This is a genomic window from Propionivibrio sp. (assembly GCF_041441355.1).
GTDB lineage: Bacteria > Pseudomonadota > Gammaproteobacteria > Burkholderiales > Rhodocyclaceae > Propionivibrio.
In genome coordinates this window covers 100,664-121,885 of sequence record NZ_JASDTF010000037.1, presented here as the reverse complement: position 1 = coordinate 121,885, position 21,222 = coordinate 100,664, and the positions used below count along the sequence as shown (strand labels likewise).

At 64.7% G+C, this 21,222-nt stretch carries 19 protein-coding genes; 5 read left to right on the top strand and 14 right to left on the bottom strand.

Going from position 1 to position 21,222, the window contains the following annotated elements; genetic code table 11:
* Window positions 1-104: 104 nt before the first annotated feature.
* Together QMB55_RS12950 and QMB55_RS12945 are read right to left on the bottom strand one after the other, a co-directional pair.
* Window positions 105-740: a hypothetical protein gene (locus QMB55_RS12950; RefSeq protein WP_497589134.1), complete on the bottom strand. Its 636-nt coding sequence runs from the start codon at window positions 738-740 to the stop codon at window positions 105-107.
* Window positions 737-1,777: a LacI family DNA-binding transcriptional regulator gene (locus tag QMB55_RS12945; protein WP_497589133.1), complete on the bottom strand. Its 1,041-nt coding sequence runs from the start codon at window positions 1,775-1,777 to the stop codon at window positions 737-739. The genes QMB55_RS12950 and QMB55_RS12945 overlap by 4 nt, the downstream gene beginning before the upstream one ends.
* Window positions 1,778-2,100: 323 nt before the next feature.
* Here QMB55_RS12945 and QMB55_RS12940 point away from each other — a divergent pair, with 323 nt between their 5' ends.
* The 3 genes from QMB55_RS12940 to QMB55_RS12930 all read left to right on the top strand — a co-directional run bounded on the left by QMB55_RS12940 (window position 2,101) and on the right by QMB55_RS12930 (window position 4,673).
* Window positions 2,101-3,339 (top strand): adenosine deaminase family protein, encoded by a 1,239-nt coding sequence (locus QMB55_RS12940; RefSeq protein WP_497589132.1) that lies wholly within the window; start codon window positions 2,101-2,103, stop codon window positions 3,337-3,339.
* Window positions 3,340-3,390: 51 nt separating this feature from the next.
* Window positions 3,391-3,846: an outer membrane lipoprotein gene (locus tag QMB55_RS12935; RefSeq protein ID WP_497589131.1), complete on the top strand. Its 456-nt coding sequence runs from the start codon at window positions 3,391-3,393 to the stop codon at window positions 3,844-3,846.
* A gap of 158 nt (window positions 3,847-4,004) precedes the next feature.
* Window positions 4,005-4,673 (top strand): lysophospholipid acyltransferase family protein, encoded by a 669-nt coding sequence (locus QMB55_RS12930; protein ID WP_497589130.1) that lies wholly within the window; start codon window positions 4,005-4,007, stop codon window positions 4,671-4,673.
* On the opposite strand, the gene QMB55_RS12925 is transcribed toward QMB55_RS12930, so the two are convergent.
* Genes QMB55_RS12925 through rfbB form a run of 7 tightly spaced genes read right to left on the bottom strand, consistent with a single transcriptional unit; the run spans window position 4,612 to window position 11,863 of the window.
* Window positions 4,612-5,430, bottom strand: coding sequence for a symmetrical bis(5'-nucleosyl)-tetraphosphatase (locus QMB55_RS12925; protein WP_497589129.1), 819 nt, complete (start codon window positions 5,428-5,430; stop codon window positions 4,612-4,614). The genes QMB55_RS12930 and QMB55_RS12925 overlap by 62 nt on opposite strands.
* Window positions 5,431-5,441: 11 nt before the next feature.
* On the bottom strand, window positions 5,442-6,449 hold the full coding sequence (gene galE, locus QMB55_RS12920) for a UDP-glucose 4-epimerase GalE (RefSeq protein WP_497589128.1): 1,008 nt from the start codon (window positions 6,447-6,449) through the stop codon (window positions 5,442-5,444).
* A gap of 22 nt (window positions 6,450-6,471) precedes the next feature.
* On the bottom strand, window positions 6,472-8,403 hold the full coding sequence (locus tag QMB55_RS12915; RefSeq protein WP_497589127.1) for a polysaccharide biosynthesis protein: 1,932 nt from the start codon (window positions 8,401-8,403) through the stop codon (window positions 6,472-6,474).
* Between the two features lie 42 nt (window positions 8,404-8,445).
* Window positions 8,446-8,991, bottom strand: coding sequence for a dTDP-4-dehydrorhamnose 3,5-epimerase (gene rfbC, locus QMB55_RS12910; protein ID WP_497589126.1), 546 nt, complete (start codon window positions 8,989-8,991; stop codon window positions 8,446-8,448).
* Window positions 8,988-9,881, bottom strand: a complete 894-nt coding sequence (gene rfbA / locus QMB55_RS12905; protein WP_497589125.1) for a glucose-1-phosphate thymidylyltransferase RfbA — start codon at window positions 9,879-9,881, stop codon at window positions 8,988-8,990. Before rfbA ends, rfbC begins: the two co-directional genes overlap by 4 nt.
* An 18-nt stretch (window positions 9,882-9,899) precedes the next feature.
* Entirely contained in the window at window positions 9,900-10,799 is a 900-nt protein-coding gene (gene rfbD / locus QMB55_RS12900; RefSeq protein WP_497589124.1) for a dTDP-4-dehydrorhamnose reductase, read from the bottom strand.
* Window positions 10,796-11,863: a dTDP-glucose 4,6-dehydratase gene (gene rfbB, locus QMB55_RS12895; protein WP_497589123.1), complete on the bottom strand. Its 1,068-nt coding sequence runs from the start codon at window positions 11,861-11,863 to the stop codon at window positions 10,796-10,798. Before rfbB ends, rfbD begins: the two co-directional genes overlap by 4 nt.
* A gap of 108 nt (window positions 11,864-11,971) precedes the next feature.
* Here rfbB and waaC point away from each other — a divergent pair, with 108 nt between their 5' ends.
* Together waaC and waaA are read left to right on the top strand one after the other, a co-directional pair.
* The gene (gene waaC / locus QMB55_RS12890; protein ID WP_497589122.1) at window positions 11,972-12,940 is read left to right on the top strand and encodes a lipopolysaccharide heptosyltransferase I; all 969 of its coding nucleotides are present in this window, start codon (window positions 11,972-11,974) and stop codon (window positions 12,938-12,940) included.
* Window positions 12,937-14,235, top strand: a complete 1,299-nt coding sequence (waaA, locus tag QMB55_RS12885) for a lipid IV(A) 3-deoxy-D-manno-octulosonic acid transferase (RefSeq protein ID WP_497589121.1) — start codon at window positions 12,937-12,939, stop codon at window positions 14,233-14,235. Before waaC ends, waaA begins: the two co-directional genes overlap by 4 nt.
* A 123-nt stretch (window positions 14,236-14,358) precedes the next feature.
* Here waaA and QMB55_RS12880 read toward each other — a convergent pair whose 3' ends face one another.
* The 5 genes from QMB55_RS12880 to QMB55_RS12860 all read right to left on the bottom strand — a co-directional run bounded on the left by QMB55_RS12880 (window position 14,359) and on the right by QMB55_RS12860 (window position 21,169).
* Window positions 14,359-15,696 carry a TolC family outer membrane protein gene (locus QMB55_RS12880; RefSeq protein ID WP_497589120.1) on the bottom strand — a complete coding sequence of 446 codons (1,338 nt, stop codon included), beginning with the start codon at window positions 15,694-15,696 and terminating at the stop codon, window positions 14,359-14,361.
* Between the two features lie 25 nt (window positions 15,697-15,721).
* The gene (locus QMB55_RS12875) at window positions 15,722-16,375 is read right to left on the bottom strand and encodes a protein-L-isoaspartate O-methyltransferase family protein (protein WP_497589154.1); all 654 of its coding nucleotides are present in this window, start codon (window positions 16,373-16,375) and stop codon (window positions 15,722-15,724) included.
* 59 nt (window positions 16,376-16,434) lie between these two features.
* Window positions 16,435-19,524, bottom strand: coding sequence for an efflux RND transporter permease subunit (locus QMB55_RS12870; protein WP_497589119.1), 3,090 nt, complete (start codon window positions 19,522-19,524; stop codon window positions 16,435-16,437).
* Window positions 19,521-20,486, bottom strand: a complete 966-nt coding sequence (locus QMB55_RS12865; protein ID WP_497589118.1) for an efflux RND transporter periplasmic adaptor subunit — start codon at window positions 20,484-20,486, stop codon at window positions 19,521-19,523. Before QMB55_RS12865 ends, QMB55_RS12870 begins: the two co-directional genes overlap by 4 nt.
* 113 nt (window positions 20,487-20,599) lie before the next feature.
* A complete protein-coding gene (locus QMB55_RS12860; RefSeq protein ID WP_497589117.1) occupies window positions 20,600-21,169 on the bottom strand; it encodes a TetR/AcrR family transcriptional regulator in 570 nt (189 codons plus the stop codon).
* Window positions 21,170-21,222 lie beyond the last annotated feature (53 nt).

The window sequence follows — 21,222 nt, the reverse complement described above, 5'->3', positions numbered from 1 at the left end:
TCTTCGTTGTCTGTCGATGCCGTGTTTCGTCGTCGGCCGGCGTCCCGCCCCATCCTTGCTTAATCTATCGTCTGTCGCTGCATTTTGCTCGCACGCGGCTTGAATCAAAGGGCCTTGATGAATTCTCCCCCCTGGTGCACGAAGCCCATCCGTTCCAAATAAGCGTCGTGGCCGCTGCCGGTCGCCGGCGCACGCAAGGCCGAATAGCCCTGGCGCCGGAAAAAATCGTTCTGCCGGTAGAGAAAGGAACCCATGCGGAAATCGCGGTACTGCGGACCGACGTAATCGAGGTCGATCTCGAAACGCCGCTCGGCATCGGCTCGCCCGATCAGGAGGCCGACCGGGGTGGCATTCCTGAGCAGGAAATAAATGTCGCGCCCTTCCACGTGCGAAGCATCGAAACGCGGGAAAAAGCGTGCGATTTCACGCCGATGGAAGGCGAGAAAATGCTCCAGGTAGTCCCGGCCACCGGTCCAGGCCATGATGCGAAAATCGTCGCGCGCCCGGTACAGGCGCGCCAGGTACATCAGGTTGATGGCGACGATGAACAGGTTGAGGAAACCGACCGGCCAGGCATCGATGACGAAACCATAGATCGTGAACATCGTCGCGCCGGTCAGGTTGAACCAGCGCAGCTTGACGATCGAACTCATGGTCAGCGAGATGGCGACGACGACCGAGGCCGCGTAACCAAACCACTCGACCCAGCTGACGCCGAACGGCGCGGACAGGTCGCTCATCGCTTGGCCTCCGGAACGCCCGTGCTTTCACGCACGCGCAAGGTATGCGGCATGACCACCTCGACGGGCGGCGCTGCGCCCTTTTCCGGGCGCTCGCCATCTGCCTTGCCTTCGATGTTGTCGATCAGCATGCGGGCCGCACGCATTCCGGCCTGCCGGTAATCAAAGCTCATCGCGGTAATCGCCGGATAGCAGAAACTCAGCAATTCGGGGTCGTCTATGCAGGCCACCGAAACATCCTCGGGTACCCGCCGGCCACTGCGCAACAGCCAGCCGGCCGCCGCCACCGCCAGCCGGTCGGTGATCGTGTAGATCGCGGTCGGTGCGCCGCCGGGGGCGGCCATCAGGGCTTTCACCCCTTCCTCACCGGAGGCGTATTCGAAGCTACCGACACGCAACAGGGCAGGGTCGAAATCGAGGCCGTTCTCCGCCAGCGCCGCAAGATAACCGCGCTTACGCTCGATGCCAATGCCAACATCGTGATCAGGAACGGCGAGACAGCCGATGCGCCGGTGCCCCAGCCCGATCAAGTAATTGACCATCGCCTTGGCGGCGTTGAAATTATCCAGGCGCACCGACGGGCAGCCCAGGTAGGCTCCGGACTGGCCGACGAGCACCACCGGCGCGCGCAACTTGGCGATCGCGTCGGCGTAGCTGGCGTTCTCGCCGGTGCCGAAAAACAGCAGCCCGTCGATTCGCTTTTCGTTGAACAGCTCCAGATAGTGCAGCTCTTCGGCCAGGTCGTCGCGGGTGTTGGCCAGCATCACGCCATAGCCCTGGTCGTCGAGAACCTGCGCGATGCCGTCGATCATCGCGGCAAAGGTGGAGAGATCGATGCGCGGCAGCATCACGCCAATGGTATGGGTACGGTGGCTCAGCAGGCCGCGCGCCAGCGCATTGGGACGGTAGCCGGTTTCCTCGAGGACTTTCTCCACGCTGCGCCGAATGTCGGGATTGACGTAGGCGGAACGGTTGATGACGCGCGAAACCGTCGAGATCGAAACGCCCGACAGACGCGCCACGTCCTTGATATTCAAATCGCTCTCCGCCCGCCAGAGGAATGGGCTCGGGGATCGGCCCGAGCGCTGCCTAAAAACCGAAAAGAAACTCAAGAAAAGCTTTTCACGACCTTATCCCGCTTTTAAAATGCTGTCAACGCGCGCTCGACGAATGCGCATTCGCCCCCCCGATCCACCGTGGACCTCTGCCGATTCGACGCAGAACCGCGTAGCATTCGAGGTTTCGCGTGCTGCGTCTGGAAAGTGGGCGCTGGCCACGCACCCAGGCAAACCGTCCATTCCGATCCTGCCTGCCCGTATCCTCGCCCACTCGCACCGAACATGCCCTCCGGAGCCCTGCCATGACCCGTTTTTCCGACGAATTCCTCCGCGCCCTCCCGAAAACCGACTTGCACCTGCATCTCGACGGCAGTCTGCGCATCGAAACCTTGATCGAACTGGCGTACGACGCCGGCGTCGCCTTGCCGGCGGAAACCGTGCAGGGCTTGCGTGAAACGGTGTTCAAGGATCAGTACGCCAGCCTGGAGGAATACCTGCGCGGCTTCGCGTTGACCACCGCCGTCATGCAGAGCGACGCGGCGCTGTTCCGCATTGCCTACGAACTGATGCTCGACAACGCCGCCGAGGGCGTGCGCTACATCGAAGTCCGCTTCGCGCCGCAGCTCTTGATGTCGGAGAAGATGAGCTACGGCCAGGTGATGGATGCCGTCGATCGCGGCCTGCGCACGGCCCGCGACGAACTTAACGCCCGCCTCGCTGCGGGTGTGCCTGAGTACGACTACGGCCTCATCGTTTGCGCGATGCGCTTCTGCTTACCGGTTTTTTCGCCCTACTACGCGAAATTCTGGCAAGACCATGCCGGCCTCTCCGATACGCAGATCATTCAGAAAGCCAGCGTCGAACTTGCCCGCGCCACCGCCGAGCTGCGCGCCGGCCAGCGCCAGGATTCGAAGACGGGCGCGGCGACTCAGGTCGTCGGCTTCGACATCGCTGGGGCCGAGAACGGCTTCCCGGCCAGTCAGTTCGCCGAGGCCTATGCGCTCGCTGGCCGGGCCTTTCTCGGCAAGACCGTTCACGCAGGCGAAGCCTACGGCGCCGAGAGCATCTACCAGGCGGTCACCAAACTTCATGCTGAACGCATCGGCCATGGCCTGTTCCTGTTTGACGCCACGCGCCTGCAGGACGCGCGCATCGTCGACTGCAACGCCTACCTCGAAGCCCTGATCGACTACATCGCCAAACGACGCATCACGCTGGAAGTCTGCCTGTCGAGCAACCTGCAGACGACACCGTCGCTCTCCAACATCGCCGCCCATCCCTTCGGTACGATGTTGGAACGCGGACTCGCGGTGACGCTGTGCACCGACAATCGCCTGGTGTCGAACACCAGCGTCACCCAGGAATACCGCTTGGCCGTCGACCATTTCCCGATCGATGCCAAGCGTCTGAAGACGTTGGCGCTGACGGGCTTCGAACACGCATTCCATTTCCGCCCCTACGCCGAGAAGATCGACTACCTCAAGCGCGTTGCAGCCCATTACGATACGATCGCCCGCCAACACGGCGTGGCGTCGGCGTAACCCCCACCCGCGCTCAGGACAAACCACCGCTTGCCACTTCTGGAGGCCCGTATGAAAACCATTCCCCTCGTTCTCACCCTGCTCGCGGCCCTGACCCTGGGCGCGTGCGCCAGCAGCCGCTCGGGCGATGTTTATTCGCGCGATGAAGCGCGCCAGGAAATGATCGTCCGCACCGGCGTCGTCGAAAGCGTGCGCGAAGTCAGCCTCGAAGGCACCAAGTCCGGCGTCGGGACGATCGGCGGCGCGGCGATTGGCGGCGTCGCCGGCAGCAATGTCGGCGGCGGCGATGGGCGCATCGTCGGTGCCATCGTCGGCGCCGTCCTCGGCGGACTGGCCGGATCGGCGATCGAAGAAAGCAGCACCAAGAAGAACGCGCTAGAAATCACCGTCAAGCTCGACGGCGGCCAATCGATTGCTGTTGTTCAGGAAAAAGGCCAGGACGACATCCTGCCGGGCGACCGCGTGCGCGTCCTGACCGGCGGTGGCAAGACCCGCGTCTCCCGCTGACCCTCACCATGAGGGCCGATCCGCTCCAAGTCGCCGCGGCGTCGGCCTTCCCCAGGGCGACATGGCGCGCCCTGCGTCTGACCCGGTTGATCCTTCACCTTGGCTGGGGACTCATTTTCGTCGGACTGTTGTTCCCACTGCTCCGCCCCGGCCGCCGCTTGAAATTCAGGCAGCGCTGGTCGCGCCAAGCGCTGTCCATCCTGGCGATCCGGGTTGATGCTGACGTCGAGGGCTGCACCGCCGGCAGCCTCTACGTCGCCAACCATGTTTCCTGGCTCGACATCCTCGCCCTCAACGCCGCCCGCCCGATGGCCTTCGTCTCCAAGGCGGAAGTCCGCGAATGGCCGCTGCTCGGTTGGCTCGCGGCAAACAACGACACGGTTTTCCTGCGCCGCGGCAGCCGTGGCCACGCCCGGCTGGTGAATGCCGAAATCGACGCTTTGCTGACGCAGGGACGCGATGTGGCGGTTTTTCCCGAAGGCACGACCACCGACGGTACCCATCTGTTGCATTTCCACGCTGCCTTGCTGCAGCCTGCGATCGAGAGTGGACGCCCGATCCAGCCGGTCGCTCTGGCCTACCTGACGGCCGACGGCGAACGCTGCCGCGCCGCTGCCTACGTCGGCGAGATGAGCCTGCTCGACAGTTTGCGCGCCATCCTGGCCACCCCGTCGATGATCGTACGCCTGCGCGCCTTGCCGGCCCTCACCGCCGGCAGCGGCTCACGGCGCGAACTGGCTCTGGCGGCGCACGCCGCCATCGCGCTCAGTCTCGGCGATCCTCCGCCGCACACGGCACCTGGAACAGCGCCCGATCCTCAAGCCTGACCGCGCTCAAGGGGCCGCCCCACAGGCACCCCGAGTCGAGCGCCAGGAGGTCGGGACGCAGGCACAGCCCGAGCGCCGACCAATGCCCCGTCACCAGCACTTGCCCGGCGCTGCGCCGGCCCGGCACATCGAACCACGGCAAGTGCCCTGGTGGCGCGCTCGTCACCGGCCCCTTGCTGCGAAATTCCATCGTCCCGTCGGGCGTGCAGAAACGCATCCGGGTCAAGGCGTTGACGACCACTCGCAGCCGCGGCCAGCCCTGCAATTCTGGCGACCACGCGGCCGGTTCGCTGCCCCACATTTTGGCCATGAATTCGCGCCAGTGGTCGCCGCGCAGCACCGCCTCGACTTCGCCGGCCAACACTCGCGCTTCGCTCACCGTCCATTGCGGCAATAGACCGGCATGCACCAGGCAATACTCATCCTCGACGTGACATAAAGGCTGCCTGCGCAACCAGTCGAGCAGTGCATCGGCGTCCGGAGCCGCAAGTACGTCGTCAAAGGTATCGCCGGCGCTGCGCTTGCCGTGCCCTTCCGCAGCCATCAGCAAGGAGAGGTCGTGGTTGCCAAGGACGGTTTGCGCCGCCGGCCCGAGTCCGCGTACGTAACGCAGGGTCTCAAGCGAGCGCGGCCCGCGATTGACGAGGTCGCCGATCAACCACAGGCGGTCGCGCGCCGGATCGAACGCCACCCGCTCAAGCAGGTGGCGAAACGAGGCATAACAGCCTTGCAGGTCGCCAATCGCGTAGGTCGCCATGGCGGCCTAACTCAACGCGCAGCCGGATTGCACTGCCAGCGCCAGGCGTCGCGGCACATCGCGTCGAGGTCGCGTTGCGCACTCCAGCCGAGCAACTGGTGCGCCAGCGTGGGGTCGGCGTAGCACGCGGCGATATCGCCGGCACGTCGCGCGACAATTTCGTAAGGCACCGCCCGGCCCGAGGCGCGCTCGAAGGCACGCACCATCTCGAGCACCGAATAACCGCGCCCAGTGCCGAGATTGACGGTCAGCAGCCCCGGATGGGCGGCGAGGTAGTCCAGCGCGGCGAGGTGGCCTTCGGCCAGATCGACGACGTGGATGTAGTCGCGCACTCCGGTGCCGTCGGGCGTCGGGTAATCGCCGCCGAAAACGCTGAGCCTCTCGCGCTGCCCCCAGGCCACCTGGGCGATGTAAGGCAGCAGGTTGTTGGGAATGCCGTTCGGCGCTTCGCCGATCAAGCCGCTTTCATGCGCGCCGATGGGATTGAAATAGCGTAACCGGGCAATGCGCCAACGCGGATCGGCCGCGGCCACGTCGGCCAGCATATCCTCCAAGATCAGCTTGCTCGCGCCGTAGGGGTTGGTCGTCGAGCGCGGGAAATCTTCGCGAATGGGCAGTGACGCCGGATCGCCATAGACCGTCGCCGAGGAACTGAAGACCAGACTACGCACCTCTGCAGCCGCCATCGCCTGGCACAGCGCCAAGGTGCCGCCGACGTTGACGTCGTAATAGGCCAGCGCCTCGCGTACCGATTCGCCGACCGCCTTGAGCGCGGCGAAGTGGATCACGCCGTCGCTCCGCGTCTCGCGCAGGACTTGGGTCAAGCGCTCACGGTCGCGCACGTCGCCTTCGACGAAATGCGGCGCGCGCCCGGCAATCCGGGCGATGCGGTCGATGACCTCGCGCCGGCTGTTAACCAGATTATCGTAAAGGACGACCTCGCAGCCCGCCGCCAACAGGGCGACGGCGGTGTGCGAGCCGATGAAGCCGGTGCCGCCCGTGATCAGAATGGTTTGCATGAAAATCCTTGATTGACAGCGCTCAGGACGCGCTCGCGCTTTCCGCTTCGTTCGCCAGATAGACCCAATCGACGATCTCGCCGCTGGGCGCGTAGCCGGAGACGAGCTGCTCAAGCAGCCGGCGCAGCACGCCAACATCGTTGGTATCAAGTGCCAGGCGCAAGGCAGCGAGCTTTTCCTCGAGTTGCGCCCAGGGCAGGAAGTCTTCGTGCGCTTTCATGATGCGTGGATGCGAGGTCGGCTTGGGGTTGTCGCCGATGAGCAGTTCTTCGTACAGCTTCTCGCCCGGACGCAGGCCGGTGACCGCGATTTCGATGTCGCCATCGGGATTTCGCGCATCGCGTACCTCGAGACCGGAGAGTTCGATCATCCGCCGCGCAAGGTCGATGATGCGCACCGGTTCACCCATGTCGAGGACGAAGACGTCGCCGCCGCGCGCCATCGCCCCGGCCTGGATCACCAACTGCGCGGCCTCGGGAATGGTCATGAAGTAACGGGTGATCTCGGGATGGGTCAGCGTCACCGGACCGCCGTCGCGAATCTGACGACGGAAAAGCGGAACGACCGAGCCCGAAGATCCGAGGACGTTGCCAAAGCGCACCATGGTGAATTTGGTGCTCCCGCCCTGCGCCGAGAGGGCTTGCAAGGCCATCTCCGCGAGGCGCTTGCTGGCCCCCATGATGTTGGTCGGGCGCACAGCCTTGTCGGTACTGATCAGGACGAAGTCGCTGACCCCGTTGTCGCGCGCCGCCTGCGCCGCGACAAGGGTGCCAAAAACGTTGTTGCGCACCCCTTCGCTCGGGTTGTGTTCAACCAGCGGCACATGCTTGTAGGCCGCCGCGTGATAGACCGTCTCAGGCCGCCAGGTCGACATGATCTCGTGCATGCGCTCGGCATCGCGCACCGAAGCGAGCAGCGGTACGAGGCGCGTGGTCTGGCCCGCCAGGAGAGCCTCGAGTTCCTGATGGATGCGATAGAGCGCGAATTCGCTCTGTTCGATGAGCAACAGTGCCACAGGCTGCAGCAACGCGAGTTGGCGACACAGCTCGCTGCCGATCGACCCACCAGCCCCGGTCACCAGAACCACTCGACCAGTCACGTTCTTTCCGAGCAGGATGTGATTCGGCGAAACTGGCTCGCGCCCAAGCAAGTCATCGATGTCAAGTTCGCGGACATCCGAAGTGCTTACTTTTCCCTGAGCGAGTTCAAGCAAGCTAGGCAGGGTACGAACGGCTACCTTGAACGGCCGCATTCGTTCAATGATCTCGTTGCGCTGACGCCGCGAAGCCGAAGGCAATGCCAACAGCACGTCGCGGACCCCTTGTGATTCAATCAGTCCGGGCAAATCGGCCGAACCGTAGATCGGCAAACCGTTGAGTACATGCCCATGCAAACGGTCGTCGTCGTCAATAAAACCGATGATGCGCAAAGCCTGACTGTGAGACATGGCGACCGCAAGCTGCCGGCCCGTACTACCGGCACCATAAATGAGGACTTTTGGCAACGCGGCACGTTTGAGCTGTTGTTGATAAAGCCCTCCCAGCCAGAAGCGGGCAACGAGCCTTGAGCCGCCAACGGCCAGAAGCATCAGCACAGGTTGAATGATTCCAAGCGTACGCGGAACCCCATCAATTCCAATCGCCGTCACCGCGGAAAAAAACAACAGAGCATATACTGCCATGGCCTTGCTCACGGCCATTAAAGCAGGCCAGCCGGCATAACGAAAAATCGCCCGATATAAACCGAAAACAACAAAAACAGGCAAACTCAGCCCAATCGCCAAGGTGGTCACCTTCAGAAAAGGCCCCTCCAGGGTTTGAAACTCGCCAAGCCGTAGGTATAAAGCCAACCAAACGGTAATCACCGACAGGCCGCTATCGACGAGAAGCGCAATCAATCGTTTGGTAAAGCGCGGCAACGCTAAAACCGGCTGTACATAATCGGTTGTTTCCATTTTTCCCCTTTGGTTCTTTACGCGGCACTGAGCCACACGTTCTCAGTTTGTTCTGGAACGCCAACAGGCCGCTTGCGCATCCTTGCCCGACAACTGCGGAATCGCGCCCTCAAGCGGCCAATCGATGCCCAGATCGGGATCGTCCCAACGAATGCTGCGCTCGTACTCGGGGGCGTAATAGTCGGTAGTCTTGTAGAGGAACTCAGCGGCCTCGCTGAGCACCAAAAACCCGTGCGCGAAGCCCGGTGGTACCCACATCTGGCGCTTGTTCTCGGCCGAGAGCACCGCCCCAGCCCAGCGGCCGAGGGTCGGCGAATCCGGGCGCAAGTCTACGGCCACGTCGAAGACTTCACCGACCACGGCACGAACCAGTTTGCCCTGGGCGTACGGCGGCAATTGGTAGTGCAAACCGCGCAACACGTGGCGCACGCTACGCGAGTGATTATCCTGCACGAATTGCACGTCGAGTCCGGTCACCTCGTTGAAAGCGCGCTGGTTGAAGCTTTCAAAGAAGAAGCCACGCGCATCGCCGAACACCTTGGGTTCGATGAGCAGCACATCCGGCACCGCAAGCGGCGTCACTTTCATGCGTACACCCGTTCGCGCAACAGGCCCTTGAGGTAGATGCCATAGCCCGACTTGGCATAGACCGCGGCCATTCGTTCGAGCTGTGCATCGTCGATCCAGCCGTTGCGCCAGGCAATTTCCTCGGGGCAGGCGACTTTCAGCCCTTGCCGGTTCTCGATGGTGTAGATGAACTGGCTCGCCTCCAGCATCGACTCGTGGGTCCCGGTGTCGAGCCAAGCGTAACCCCGGCCCATGGTCTTCACGCTGAGCGCTCCGCGCTCGAGGTAAAGGCGGTTCAGGTCGGTGATTTCGAGTTCGCCGCGCGCCGACGGCCGTACCGTTTTAGCCAGCTCAACGACGTTCTCATCGTAAAAGTAGAGGCCGGTCACGGCATAGCGCGATTTCGGCGCCTTGGGCTTTTCTTCGATGCTGATCGCCCGCCATTCGGCGTCGAATTCGACGACGCCGTAGCGTTCGGGGTCGTTCACCGCGTAGGCGAAGACCGTCGCGCCGGATTCGCTCGCCATCGCTTCGCGCAAAAGGCCAGCGAAGTCGTGGCCGTAGAAGATATTGTCGCCGAGCACCAGCGCCGACGGATGGCCGTCGATGAACCGCTCGCCGATCAGGAAGGCTTGCGCCAGCCCGTCGGGAGAAGGCTGCACGGCGTAGGTCAACGAAATGCCCCACTGCGAGCCGTCGCCGAGCAGTTGCTCGAAGCGCGGAGTGTCCTGCGGCGTCGAGATGATCAGGATGTCGCGAATTCCCGCCAGGAGCAGAGTGCTGAGCGGGTAGAAAATCATCGGCTTGTCGAAGATCGGCAGCAGTTGCTTGGAAACGACCTGCGTCGCCGGGTACAAGCGAGTGCCCGAGCCGCCGGCGAGAATGATGCCTTTGCGTGCTTTAGTGGTCATGCGTTCTCCATCGCGCCCTTAGGCGCGGGTGATCAATTCGTCGAGCACCCGGTCGACGCCTAAGCGCCAGTCGGGCAGAGAGAGGTTGAAAGCGGTTTCGAATTTGCGGCAGTCAAGGCGGGAATTGGCCGCCCGCCGTGCCGGCGTCGGATAGTCGCTGGTGGCGATGGGCTCGATGCGTTCGGGCGTGGCACGCAAGGACTGGCCGCGCGCCATCGCTCCGGCGACGACGTGCCGGGCGTAGGCGTGCCAGTTCGTTTCGCCGCCCGCCGCCAGATGATAAAGGCCGGCCTGCTCGGGACATTCGAGTGCGCGACGCAAGGCATGTGCGGTCGCATCGGCGATCAGCTCGGCGCCGGTCGGCGCCCCGTACTGGTCTGCGATCACGCGCAGGGTCTCGCGCTCGCTCGCCAGGCGCAGCATCGTGCGCAAAAAATTGGCACCGCGCGCGGCATAGACCCAGCTCGTGCGCAGCACCAAGCGGCGCGAACACGCCTCGACCGCCAACTCCCCCGCGCGCTTGCTCGTGCCGTAGGCGTTGAGCGGTGCGCAGACATCGTCCTCACGCCAAGGCGTTTCACCCTGGCCTGCGAAGACATAGTCGGTCGAGTAATGCACCAGCCAGGCGCCGAGGCGTTCAGCCTCGCATGCCATCGCGCCCGGCGCTTCGGCATTGATCGTGTGTGCCCGCTCGGGCTCGCTTTCGGCCTTGTCGACTGCTGTGTAAGCGGCGGCATTGACGATGACCTGCGGCGCCACGGCACGCACGGTCGCCGCGATGCCGTCCGGATCGGCGAGGTCACCGCACAAACCGTCCGCTCCGGCACGGTCGAGGGCGACCAGTTCGCCAAGCGGCGCCAGGCTGCGCTGCAGCTCCCAGCCAACCTGTCCGTTCTTGCCGAAAAGCAGAATTTTCACGCGCCGCGCCCATCGTAATTCTTGTTCACCCACTCGCGGTAGGCCCCGGACTGCACGTTGGCCACCCACTGCGGATGATCAAGGTACCACTGCACGGTCTTCAGGATGCCGGTGGCAAACGTCTCCTGTGGTCGCCAGCCCAGCTCGTGCTCGATCTTGCGTGCGTCGATCGCATAGCGACGGTCGTGCCCCGGGCGGTCGGTGACGTAGGTGATCTGCGCCCGGTAGCTCTTGCCGTCGACGCGTGGCCGCAAGGCGTCGAGCAGGTCGCAGATGGCATGCACAATGTCGATGTTCGGCTGCTCGTTCCAGCCGCCGACGTTATACGTCTCGCCGACCTGCCCCGCTTCGAGCACCCGGCGGATCGCCGCGCAGTGGTCGCTCACATAAAGCCAGTCGCGAATCTGCCGTCCGTCGCCGTAAATTGGCAGCGCTTTCCCGGCCAAGGCGTTGACGACCATCAGCGGAATCAACTTTTCCGGAAACTGGAAAGGCCCGTAGTTGTTCGAACAGTTGGTGGTCAGCACTGGCAAGCCGTAGGTGTGATGGTAGGCGCGCACAAGGTGGTCGGACGCCGCCTTCGACGCCGAATATGGGCTGTTCGGCTCGTAACGATGCGCTTCGGTAAAGGCCGGCGCCTCCGGCGCGAGCGAGCCGTAGACCTCGTCGGTCGACACATGCAGGAAGCGGAAAGCAGCCTGTCCGGCATGATCGAGGCCGGCGTAGTAGGCGCGTACGCTGTCGAGCAGCTTGAAGGTCCCGACGATATTGGTCTGGATGAATTCGCCCGGGCCATGGATCGAGCGATCGACATGGCTTTCCGCGGCAAAATTCACCACCGCGCGCGGCGCGTGCTTGGTGAGCAGGCTCTCGATCAGCGCCTGATCGGCGATATCGCCCTGCACAAAGGCGTAACGCGGATCGCCGGCCAGCTCGGCCAGACTCTCACAGTTGCCGGCATAGGTCAGTTTGTCGAGGTTGAGCACCGGCTCGTCGCTCACGCGCAGCCAGTCGAGGATGAAATTCGCGCCGATAAAGCCGGCGCCGCCGGTTACGAGGATCACAGCCGCCCCTTTCGATGTCGTCAGCATGCCTGCAAAACACGGACGCCCTCCACTGCTGGTCCGCAGCTTTTATAATGGACGTCGTTCCAACCTCGTATTCTACGTCCGATGCACGTCCTGCTGGTCAAAACCTCGTCGCTCGGCGATGTCATCCACAACCTGCCGGTGGTCAGCGACCTCAAGCGCATGCACCCCGAAGCCCAGATCGACTGGTGCGTCGAGGAATCCTGCGCGGCCATTCCCCGGCTGCACCCCGGCGTGCGCGAGGTGATTCCCGTCGCCCTGCGCCGTTGGCGCAAGACGCCCTTCGCCGCCGCGGTCTGGCGCGAATTCGCCGATTTCCGCCGCCGCCTGGGTGCGCAACGCTACGACTTCGTGCTCGACACTCAGGGCCTCGTCAAGAGTGCCCTGATTGCCAGCCAGGCCAACGGCCTGCGCTGCGGCTACGCCGCCGGGGTCGCGCGCGAGCCTTTTGCGGCACGCTTCTACGACCGGACCTTCGTCATCCCGACCAACGCCAACGCCGTGCTGCGCAACCGCTGGCTGGCCGCAGCGGCGTTCGACTACCCCGTCGACCTGCCGCTGGACTATGGCCTCGCCGCGCCCGAGTTGCCGCTGCCCTGGCTGGAAAAGTCTAGCCACGCCCCCCGGCACGCGGTGCTGCTCACCGCGACGAGTCGTGACGACAAGCTGTGGTCCGAAGACGCTTGGGGTACGGTGGCGCGCGAACTGCTCCGCCAAGGCATCACCCCCATCCTCCCCTCGGGCAGCGCCCGTGAACGCGAACGCACCGAGCGCATCGCTGCGCAGGCGCCCGGCTGCTGCGTCGCACCGCCGCTCGGACTGCCCGAACTCGCGGCGCTCACCGGACGCGCCGCGGTCGCCGTCGGCGTCGACACCGGCCTCGTGCATCTGGCAGCGGCGCTCGCTACGCCCACCATCGCCCTGTACACAGCGACCGACCCCGAGCGCACCGGCGTCCTGGGCACGGGCTTCTTCCGCAACCTCGGCGGCCCCGGCCTCGCGCCCTCGCCCGACGCCGTCCTCGCCGCCATCGACCAAGGCCTGCGCGCATGAGCCGCCTCGTTTATTCGCTTTGCTTTTACCTCGCCCAGCCGCTCGTCTGGCTGCGCCTGGCGTGGCGCGCCCGTCAGCAACCCGAGTACCTGCAGCACCTCGGCGAACGCTACGGGTTGTATCCGGCGCGGCCGGCGGGACGCCTGCTCTGGCTGCACGTGGTCTCGGTCGGCGAAACGCGCGCCGCGGAGCCGCTGATCAAGGCACTGCTCGCCCGCTACCCAGAACACGGCCTGTTGCTCACCCACATGACGCCCACCGGCCGCGCCGTCGGCACCGAACTGATCGCCAAGCTGGGCGCACGTCTGCATCAAGCCTACCTCCCTTACGACCTGCCCGACGCCAGCGCACGCTTCTTCGCTCACTTTCGCCCCGAATTCGGCCTGCTGATGGAAACCGAGCTGTGGCCGAACCTCATCGCCGCGGCCAAAGCACGCGGCGTTCCGCTGGCGCTGGTCAACGCTCGCCTCTCTGCCCGCTCGCTGCACGGCTACCGTCGCTTCCTGCCGCTGATCGGCCCGGCCGTCGCCGCGCTCGACCTCGTTGCCGCGCAAACCGCCGCCGACGCCGAGCGCCTCGCCGAACTGGGTGCCCGCACACCACACGTATGCGGCAACATCAAATTCGACGTCACTCCGCCGGCCGACAAGCTCGAACTGGGCCGACAGTGGCGCGCCACCCTCGATTCACGCCCAATATGGCTGTGCGCCAGCACCCGCGAAGGCGAGGAAGCTCCACTGCTCGACGCCTTGATGCTGCACGCGCCTTCCGACGTTCTGCTCCTCCTCGTGCCGCGCCACCCGCAGCGTTTCGATGAGGTCGCAACGGCCATCGAGGCGCGCGGCTTGCCGTTCAAACGACGCAGTTCGGGTGACTTTCCCGACGCGGGAACCCGCGTCTGGCTCGGCGACAGCATGGGGGAGATGGCAGCGTATTACGCGCTGGCCGACCTCGCGCTGATCGGCGGCAGCCTGCAACCGCTCGGCGGACAGAACCTGATCGAAGCCGCGGCCTGCGGTTGCCCCGTGCTCGTCGGTCCACACACGTTCAATTTTGCCCAAGCGACCGAAGACGCCCTGGCGTGCGGTGCCGCACGCCGGGTCGAAGACGCCGAGGCGGCCGCCCAGGCGGCGAGTGCGTTGCTGGCGCCGGACGGTTCGGGCCAGACGGCGCTCGCGGCAATGCGCCAAGCGGCGGTGGAATTCAGCGCCGCGCACCGCGGCGCCACGGCACGCACCCTTGAGCTGATCGCCGAACGGCTGACGTCGCCCCGCCCGGACGCGCCTGGAAAATGAGCGACGTGTCGGAATGAGCGGCAACCACCGCTGAACCCGCAAAAATTGACCCGCCCCCGCCGGTCTAAAAGGCGACGACAGCGATAACAGCGCCCCCAAGGTGGCGGCGCTGCGCCTTCCCGATCAGTTCGCCGGCGGCTCGAACAACGGATTGATCTGCTCGAGATCGGTCTCGCTAAGGGCGCCGACGGAGGCCTTGAGCTTGAGCTGGGCGAGCAGGGTGTCGAAGCGAACCTTGGCCAGATCGCGGCGGGTGTTGTACACCTGCTGCTCGGCGTTCAGGACGTCGATGTTGATGCGTACCCCGACTTCATAGCCGAGCTTGTTCGATTCCAGCGCGCTGCTGCTCGACACCAACGCAGCCTTCAGTGCATTGATCCCGGCCAGGCCGTTGACCACTCCGAGGTAGGACTGGCGGGCGCCCAGCGCCGCCGTCCGCCGCGTATTTTCCAGGCTGGCATTGGCCGCCGTGCGGTTGGCCTCGGCCTCACGCGTTTTGGAATTGACGTAACCGCCCTGGAAAATCGGAATGTTGAGCTGCAGACCGACGTTGCGCGAAGTGGTGTCGAGGGTATCGTTGCCGACGAAGGAAAGGGCGCTGTTGTTCTTGCCGTAGTTGGCGACCACGTCGACGGTCGGGTAATGCCCGGCACGCATCCGGTCGACTTCCTTTTCGGCCACTGCGGCAGCGGCCTGCTGAGCCTGAACGGTAAAGCTGTCCGTCTCGGCCGAAGCGACCCACGGGTCCATGCTCGCAGGCTGCGGCGGCGCGAGTTCGGCGTCGGCACGCAGGCGATTGAGCGACGGATAATCCTTGCCGACGATCACCCGCAGGGCGTAGCGCTTGACCTCGCGCTCGTTCTCGGCCGCGATCTCCTGCGCGCTCGCCAGGTCGTAACGCGACTGCGCTTCTTGCGAGTCGGTGATCGTCGCCGTCCCGACCTCGAAATTCTTTTTCGCCTGTTCGAGCTGCTGCGCGATCGCCTGCTTGTTGGCACGCACTGCGCGCAGGTTTTCCTCGGCGTAGAGGACGTCGAAATACGCCTGCGCCACGCGCAGAATCAGATCCTGCGACGCCTGGGCGAAATTCGCCTCGGCCTGCACCACCTGCAGCTTGGCCTGCCCGTACTGGACGATGTTCTGCCAGCGGAAGAGCGGCTGGGTCAGGCTGACGTTGTACGCATGCGTGTTGTAGTCCTTGCGGATGACGTCCGTGCGGTTGCTGGCTTCGTACTTGTTTTCGTTCCACAGCGTGTTGGCGCTGGCGCCGAGCGTCGGCAGCAGCCCGGCCAGCCCTTGCGGCAGTTTTTCGCGTCCGGCCTCGGCCGTCGCCCGGGCCGCCATGTACTGGGCGTCGTTGGCCAGCGCGTCGCGATAGACCTGGACGATGTCGGCGGCCTGCAGCGGCGCGGCGAACACGGTCGCCAACAGCAAGGACGAATAACGAAGACGGGCGGGCATGCGCATGAAAGCGACCTCGGTGCGACTAGAAGACGAAGGCCGAACGCGCCTGGGCATTGACCAGCGGCGCGGCGACCGTCTCGAAAACGGTGATGGCGGTGTAGGCGTCCTCGCCGGTGCGGGTCACCAACTTGACCTGCATCGCCGGCGCCTCGCCGACGATGGCCACCAGGCGGCCGCCGATGCGCAGCTGCTGCTGGATCGCCTCGGGCAGAACCGGCGTCGACCCCGACAAAACGATGACGTCGTAAGGCGCATAGAGCGGCCAGCCGTGAGCGCCGTCGCCGAGATCGACGCTGACGTTGGCGACCCCGGCGCGCTTCAGGTTGGCGCGGGCGAATTCGACGAGTTCGGGCACGATCTCGACGCTATAGACGAACTCGGCCTTGGCCGCGAGCAGCGCCGCCATGTAGCCGCTGCCGGTCCCGATCTCGAGCACCTTGTCGGTGTTCTTGATCGCCAGCTCCTGCAGGATGCGCGCTTCGACGCGCGGCGCCAGCATGCTCTGGCCATAGCCCAGCGGCAGTTCGACGTCGGCAAAGGCGAGGTCGCGTTGCGCCTCGGGGACGTACGCCTCGCGGCGTACCACGGAGAGCAGGGAGAGGACGCTCGGATCGAGCACCTCCCACGGACGAATCTGCTGCTCGATCATGTTGAAACGTGCCTGCTCGGTATTCATTGTCGTTGCGGCCATAGTCGTTCCGATCACCTAAAGTCGAGGGTCCAGTTATCGAGGAATTATACCTTCACCCGATACCACGCCGCGTAGAGCGCGGGCAGGAAAAACACGGTCAATACGGTGGCCACGATCAGTCCGCCCATGATGGCCACCGCCATCGGCCCCCAGAATACGCTGCGGGTGAGCGGAATCATCGCCAGGATGGCCGCCGCGGCGGTCAGCATGATCGGCCGGAAACGCCGCACGGTCGAGCCGACGATGGCTTCGAACGGTGACTTCCCGGCCTTTTCGTCCTGCTCGATCTGGTCGACGAGAATCACCGAATTGCGCATGATCATTCCCGAAAGCGCGATGACGCCGAGGTTGGCGACAAAGCCGAAAGGCACATTGAACACCAGCAAAGCTATGGCAACGCCAATGAGCCCGAGCGGGGCGGTAAGCAGGACCATCAGCGTGCGCCCGATGTTTTGCAGTTGGATCATCAGCAGGGTGACGACGGTCATCAGCATCCATGGCATCACCGCTTTGATCGAGTCCTCGCCTTTGGCCGATTCCTCGGTCGCACCACCAACCTCGATCTTGAACCCGGCCGGCAAGGTCTCGCGCACCGGCGTGAGCAGACGATCGATCTGCGCGGCGACCACCGGCGCCTGCACGTGGTCGCGCAAGTCGGCGCGGACGGTGATGGTCGGCAAGCGGTTGCGCCGCACGATCAGGCCGTCTTCGAGTACCGGCTTCAATTTCGCCACCTGCGCCAGCGGCACGTAGCGTCCACTGGCGGTGCGCACGTTGATCCCGGACAGTTCGGCCAGTTGCGCGCGCTCTTCGCCACGCGCCCGCACCACCACGTCGATCAGCTGATCACCCTCACGGAACTGGGTCACCGCCAAGCCCGAAAGCAGCAGGTTGATCGAATTCGACAACTCCTGCGAGCTGATCCCGAGCGCACGCGCACGATCCTGATCGACGTCGAGACGCACCGTCTTGCTCATCTCGTTCCAGTCGAAATGCACGTCCTTGACGTGCGGATTGCCCCGCACCACCTCCGCCACCGCCTCAGCCCCCCGGCGCAGCGCGCCGAGGTCTTCGCCCGAAACCCGGAACTGGATCGGATATCCGACCGGCGGCCCATTTTCCAGGCGCAGCACCCGGGTCCGGGCGTTGGCCAGGCCGGCCTGCCATTCAGCATTTTCGCTGGCGAAATGCGCCTCGAGCCGACGTTTGAGATCCTCGCGCGCCGCCGTATCGTGCGTCACCACGACGAACTGCGCGAAATTGTCGTTGAACAGCTGCTGATCGAGCGGCAAATAGAACCGCGGGCTGCCGTTGCCGACGTAGCTGACAAAATCCTTGACCGAGCGCTTCATTTCCGGCGTTTCGCGCAGCAGACGCTCGATCTGCATCACTTGCGCCTCGGTCGCCTTGAGCGAGGCGCCTTGCGGCAGCCAGACGTCGATCATGAGTTCGGGCCGGCTGGCCGGCGGGAAAAACTGTTTCTGCACGCCAACGCTGAAGGCCGCGATGGACAGCGCAAAAGCCAGCACCGTGGCGCCGATCACCGTCCAGCGACGACGCACGCACCACGCCACGGCCGTCTGCACCCGACGATAGAAGGGCGTGGCGTAGATGTCCTCGCCATGCTGCTGCGCCTTGGCGTGGAGCTTGGCCGGATCGAGCAGCTTGTAGCCGAGAAAAGGGGTGAACACCACGGCGACGACCCACGAGACAAGCAAGGCGATCGTCACCACGGCGAAGATCGAGAACGTGTATTCGCCGGCCGCTGAGCGCGCGAACCCCACCGGCATAAAGCCGGCGGCGGTAATCAAAGTCCCGGTGAGCATCGGAAAGGCGGTCGAGGTGTAGGCGAAAGTCGCGGCGCGGAAACGATCCCAGCCCTGCTCCATTTTCACCACCATCATCTCCACCGCGATGATTGCGTCATCGACAAGCAGGCCAAGGGCGATGATCAGCGCGCCGAGCGAAACGCGCTGCAGGTCGATGCCGAAGATCTCCATGCACACGAAGGTGATCGCCAGCACCAGCGGGATCGACAACGCCACCACCGTCCCGGTGCGCAAACCGAGACTGAGGAAGGACACCACCAGGACGATGACCACTGCTTCGCTGAGCGAGGCCACGAACAGGCTGATCGATTCGCGCACCACCTCGGGCTGATCGGCCACCGTATGCAAATCGATGCCGGTCGGCAGGGTTTGCTGCAAGCGCCCAATTTCCGTACGCAAGCGCTCGCCCAGATGAATCACATCGCCACCCTTGCTCATCGTCACCGCGATGCCAACTGCCGGCTCGCCACCCACGCGCATGCGCGGTGCAGGCGGGTCGACGAAGCCACGCCGCACTTCGGCCAGGTCGCCCAGACGGAAGGCCCGCCCGCCAACCTGGACGCTCAAGGCGCGCACGCTCTCCACACCATCGAATTCACCGGTCACCCGGAGGCGTACGCGATCGCTTGCCGTCTCGAAGAAACCGCTCGGCGCCATCGCGTTCTGCTTCTGCAAGGCATCGAAGATCAGCGCCGGATCGACGCCCAACGCCGCCAGCTTGGCTTGCGCCAGTTCGACGTAGATCTTTTCATCCTGCACCCCGATCAGCTCGATCTTCTTCACGTCCGGCACGGCACGCAGCTCGCGCGCGATCCGATCAGCCTCGCGCCGCAGTTCGGCGAGGTCGAAACCATCGCCGGTCAGGGCGAAAATATTGGTGAAGGTATCGCCAAACTCATCGTTGAAGAACGGCCCCTGCACGCCCGCAGGCAAGGTGTGGCGGATGTCGCCGAGCTTCTTGCGCACCTGGTACCAGGCTTCGGGCACTTCTTTCTTGGGCGTGTAGTCCTTCAGCAAGATGAACACCAGCGACTCGCCCGCCTTGGAATTCGAGCGCACGACATCGACCCAGGGCACGTCCTGCAGCTTCTTCTCGATCCGCTCGGTGAGCTGCAGCTCGACCTCGCCCGCTGTCGCGCCGGGCCAGAGCGTACGCACGACCATGACCTTGAAGGTGAAGTCGGGATCTTCCGCCCGCCCCAGCTTGAGGTAGGAGAAAACACCGCCGAGCATCAGCACGACGATCAGGTAGGCCACCATCGAACGGTGGCGCAGCGCCCATTCGGAGAGGTTGAGGTGGGTCATCGCTCGGTCGCCAGCTGGCGTTCAACCGCTTTGATCTTTTCTCCGGCCCGCAGCTTATGCACTCCGGCCACCACGATGCGTTCGCCCACCCGCACTCCGCCGCGTTCGCCGGGCGCCAGCACGGCCGCGCGTTCCCCGAACCGCAGCACCTCGACCGGACGCAGCACCAACGCCTGCTCCGCATCGACGATCCACAACGCCGGTTTTCCATCCTTCTGGAACACCGCCCCCAGCGGCACGCTGAGGCTTTGCGACGGCGCATCGGTGGTGGCAAAGCGTACGCTGGCGGTCATCCCCAGCAGGACGCGCGCATCGGGCGCCTTGATCTTCACCCGTGCCGCATAGGTCCGGGTCTGGGCGTCGGCCACCGTCGCCAGTTCGCGCAGTTCGCCGGCGTAGCGGGCTCCTTCCTCGGCCCACAGGCTCACTTCCGCCGCCATGCCCGGACGCAGTTCGCGCACCCGCGACTCGGGCACGGCGATCGCCACCTCGGGCGCGTCGGCGCGCGCCAGGCGCAATACTCCCTGCCCGGCGCTGACCACCTGCCCGACCTCGGCCAGAACCTGGGCCACGACACCGTCGTGATCGGCGCGCAGGGTCGCATAAGCCGTCTGGTTGCGCGCCAGATCAGCCTGCGCCCGAGCCGCGCGGTAGGCGGTTTCCTTCGCATCAAGCGCCGCCTGGCTGACGAATTGGCGGGACTGGAGTTCGCGAAAGCGGCGCACATCGGCCTCGGCCAGCTCGAGCTGCGCCGTCGCCGCCGCCGCGTTCAGGGCCAGGTCGCTCGGGTCGAGCGTCGCCAGCGCCTGCCCAGCCTTGACCACGCTTCCGGCATCGACGAGGCGAGTGCTGATTTTGCCCGGAACGCGGAAACCGAGCTGGGTTTCATACCGCGCGCGGACCTCGCCCGCGTAGGGCACGTCGCTTTCGGCATCGCCCGCCCCGACGCGCTCAGTCAGCACCGGACGGGGCGGATCCTGCGGTGGCGACGCCGAATTGCACGCGGACAACCAAGGCAGGGCGCACAGCAGCAATGCCGCGGCGCCTCGAGCAACAACAGGAGATGAGTTCATCATTACCGTACCCGCAGAGCGCGCAAGAGAAATTCGTAATGCGTACGTAAATAGGCTTGGGGATCGATCTCACGCCCGTGCAGGGGCAAGGAATGGCGCCAGATCATCAGCATCAGCATCGGCGCGAACGCCACGTCGACTGCCGATTCGATATCGACCGCCACGAATTCGCCGCGCGCGATGCCGCACTCCAGAATCGAGCGCACCAGACTGCGGGCGCGGACAATCACGGTGTCGTGGTAATAGCGGGCAACTTCGGGGAAGTTGTTGGCTTCGGCGTGGATCAGCTTCACCACCCCGGTCAAGCCCCGCTGGTCGTACATCGCCCACCAGCCGAACAGCAATTCACGCAGCAATTCGGTAATCGGTCCCTGATAGGACGCCACCTGCGCTTCCGCCGCGCTCAAGGTCGGGACGATGCTCTCCTCGACCACCGCCTTGAACAGGGCTTCCTTGCTGTTGAAATACAGGTACAGCGTCCCCTTGGAGACGCCGGCGCGGGCGGCGACATCGTCCAGCCGCGTCGCCGCATAGCCCTTTTCGACGAAGAGCGCGAGCGCCGCGGCGGTCAACTCCGACGGCCGTGCTTCTTTGCGTCGACGCCGGGGTTCGGACGCCGCAGATG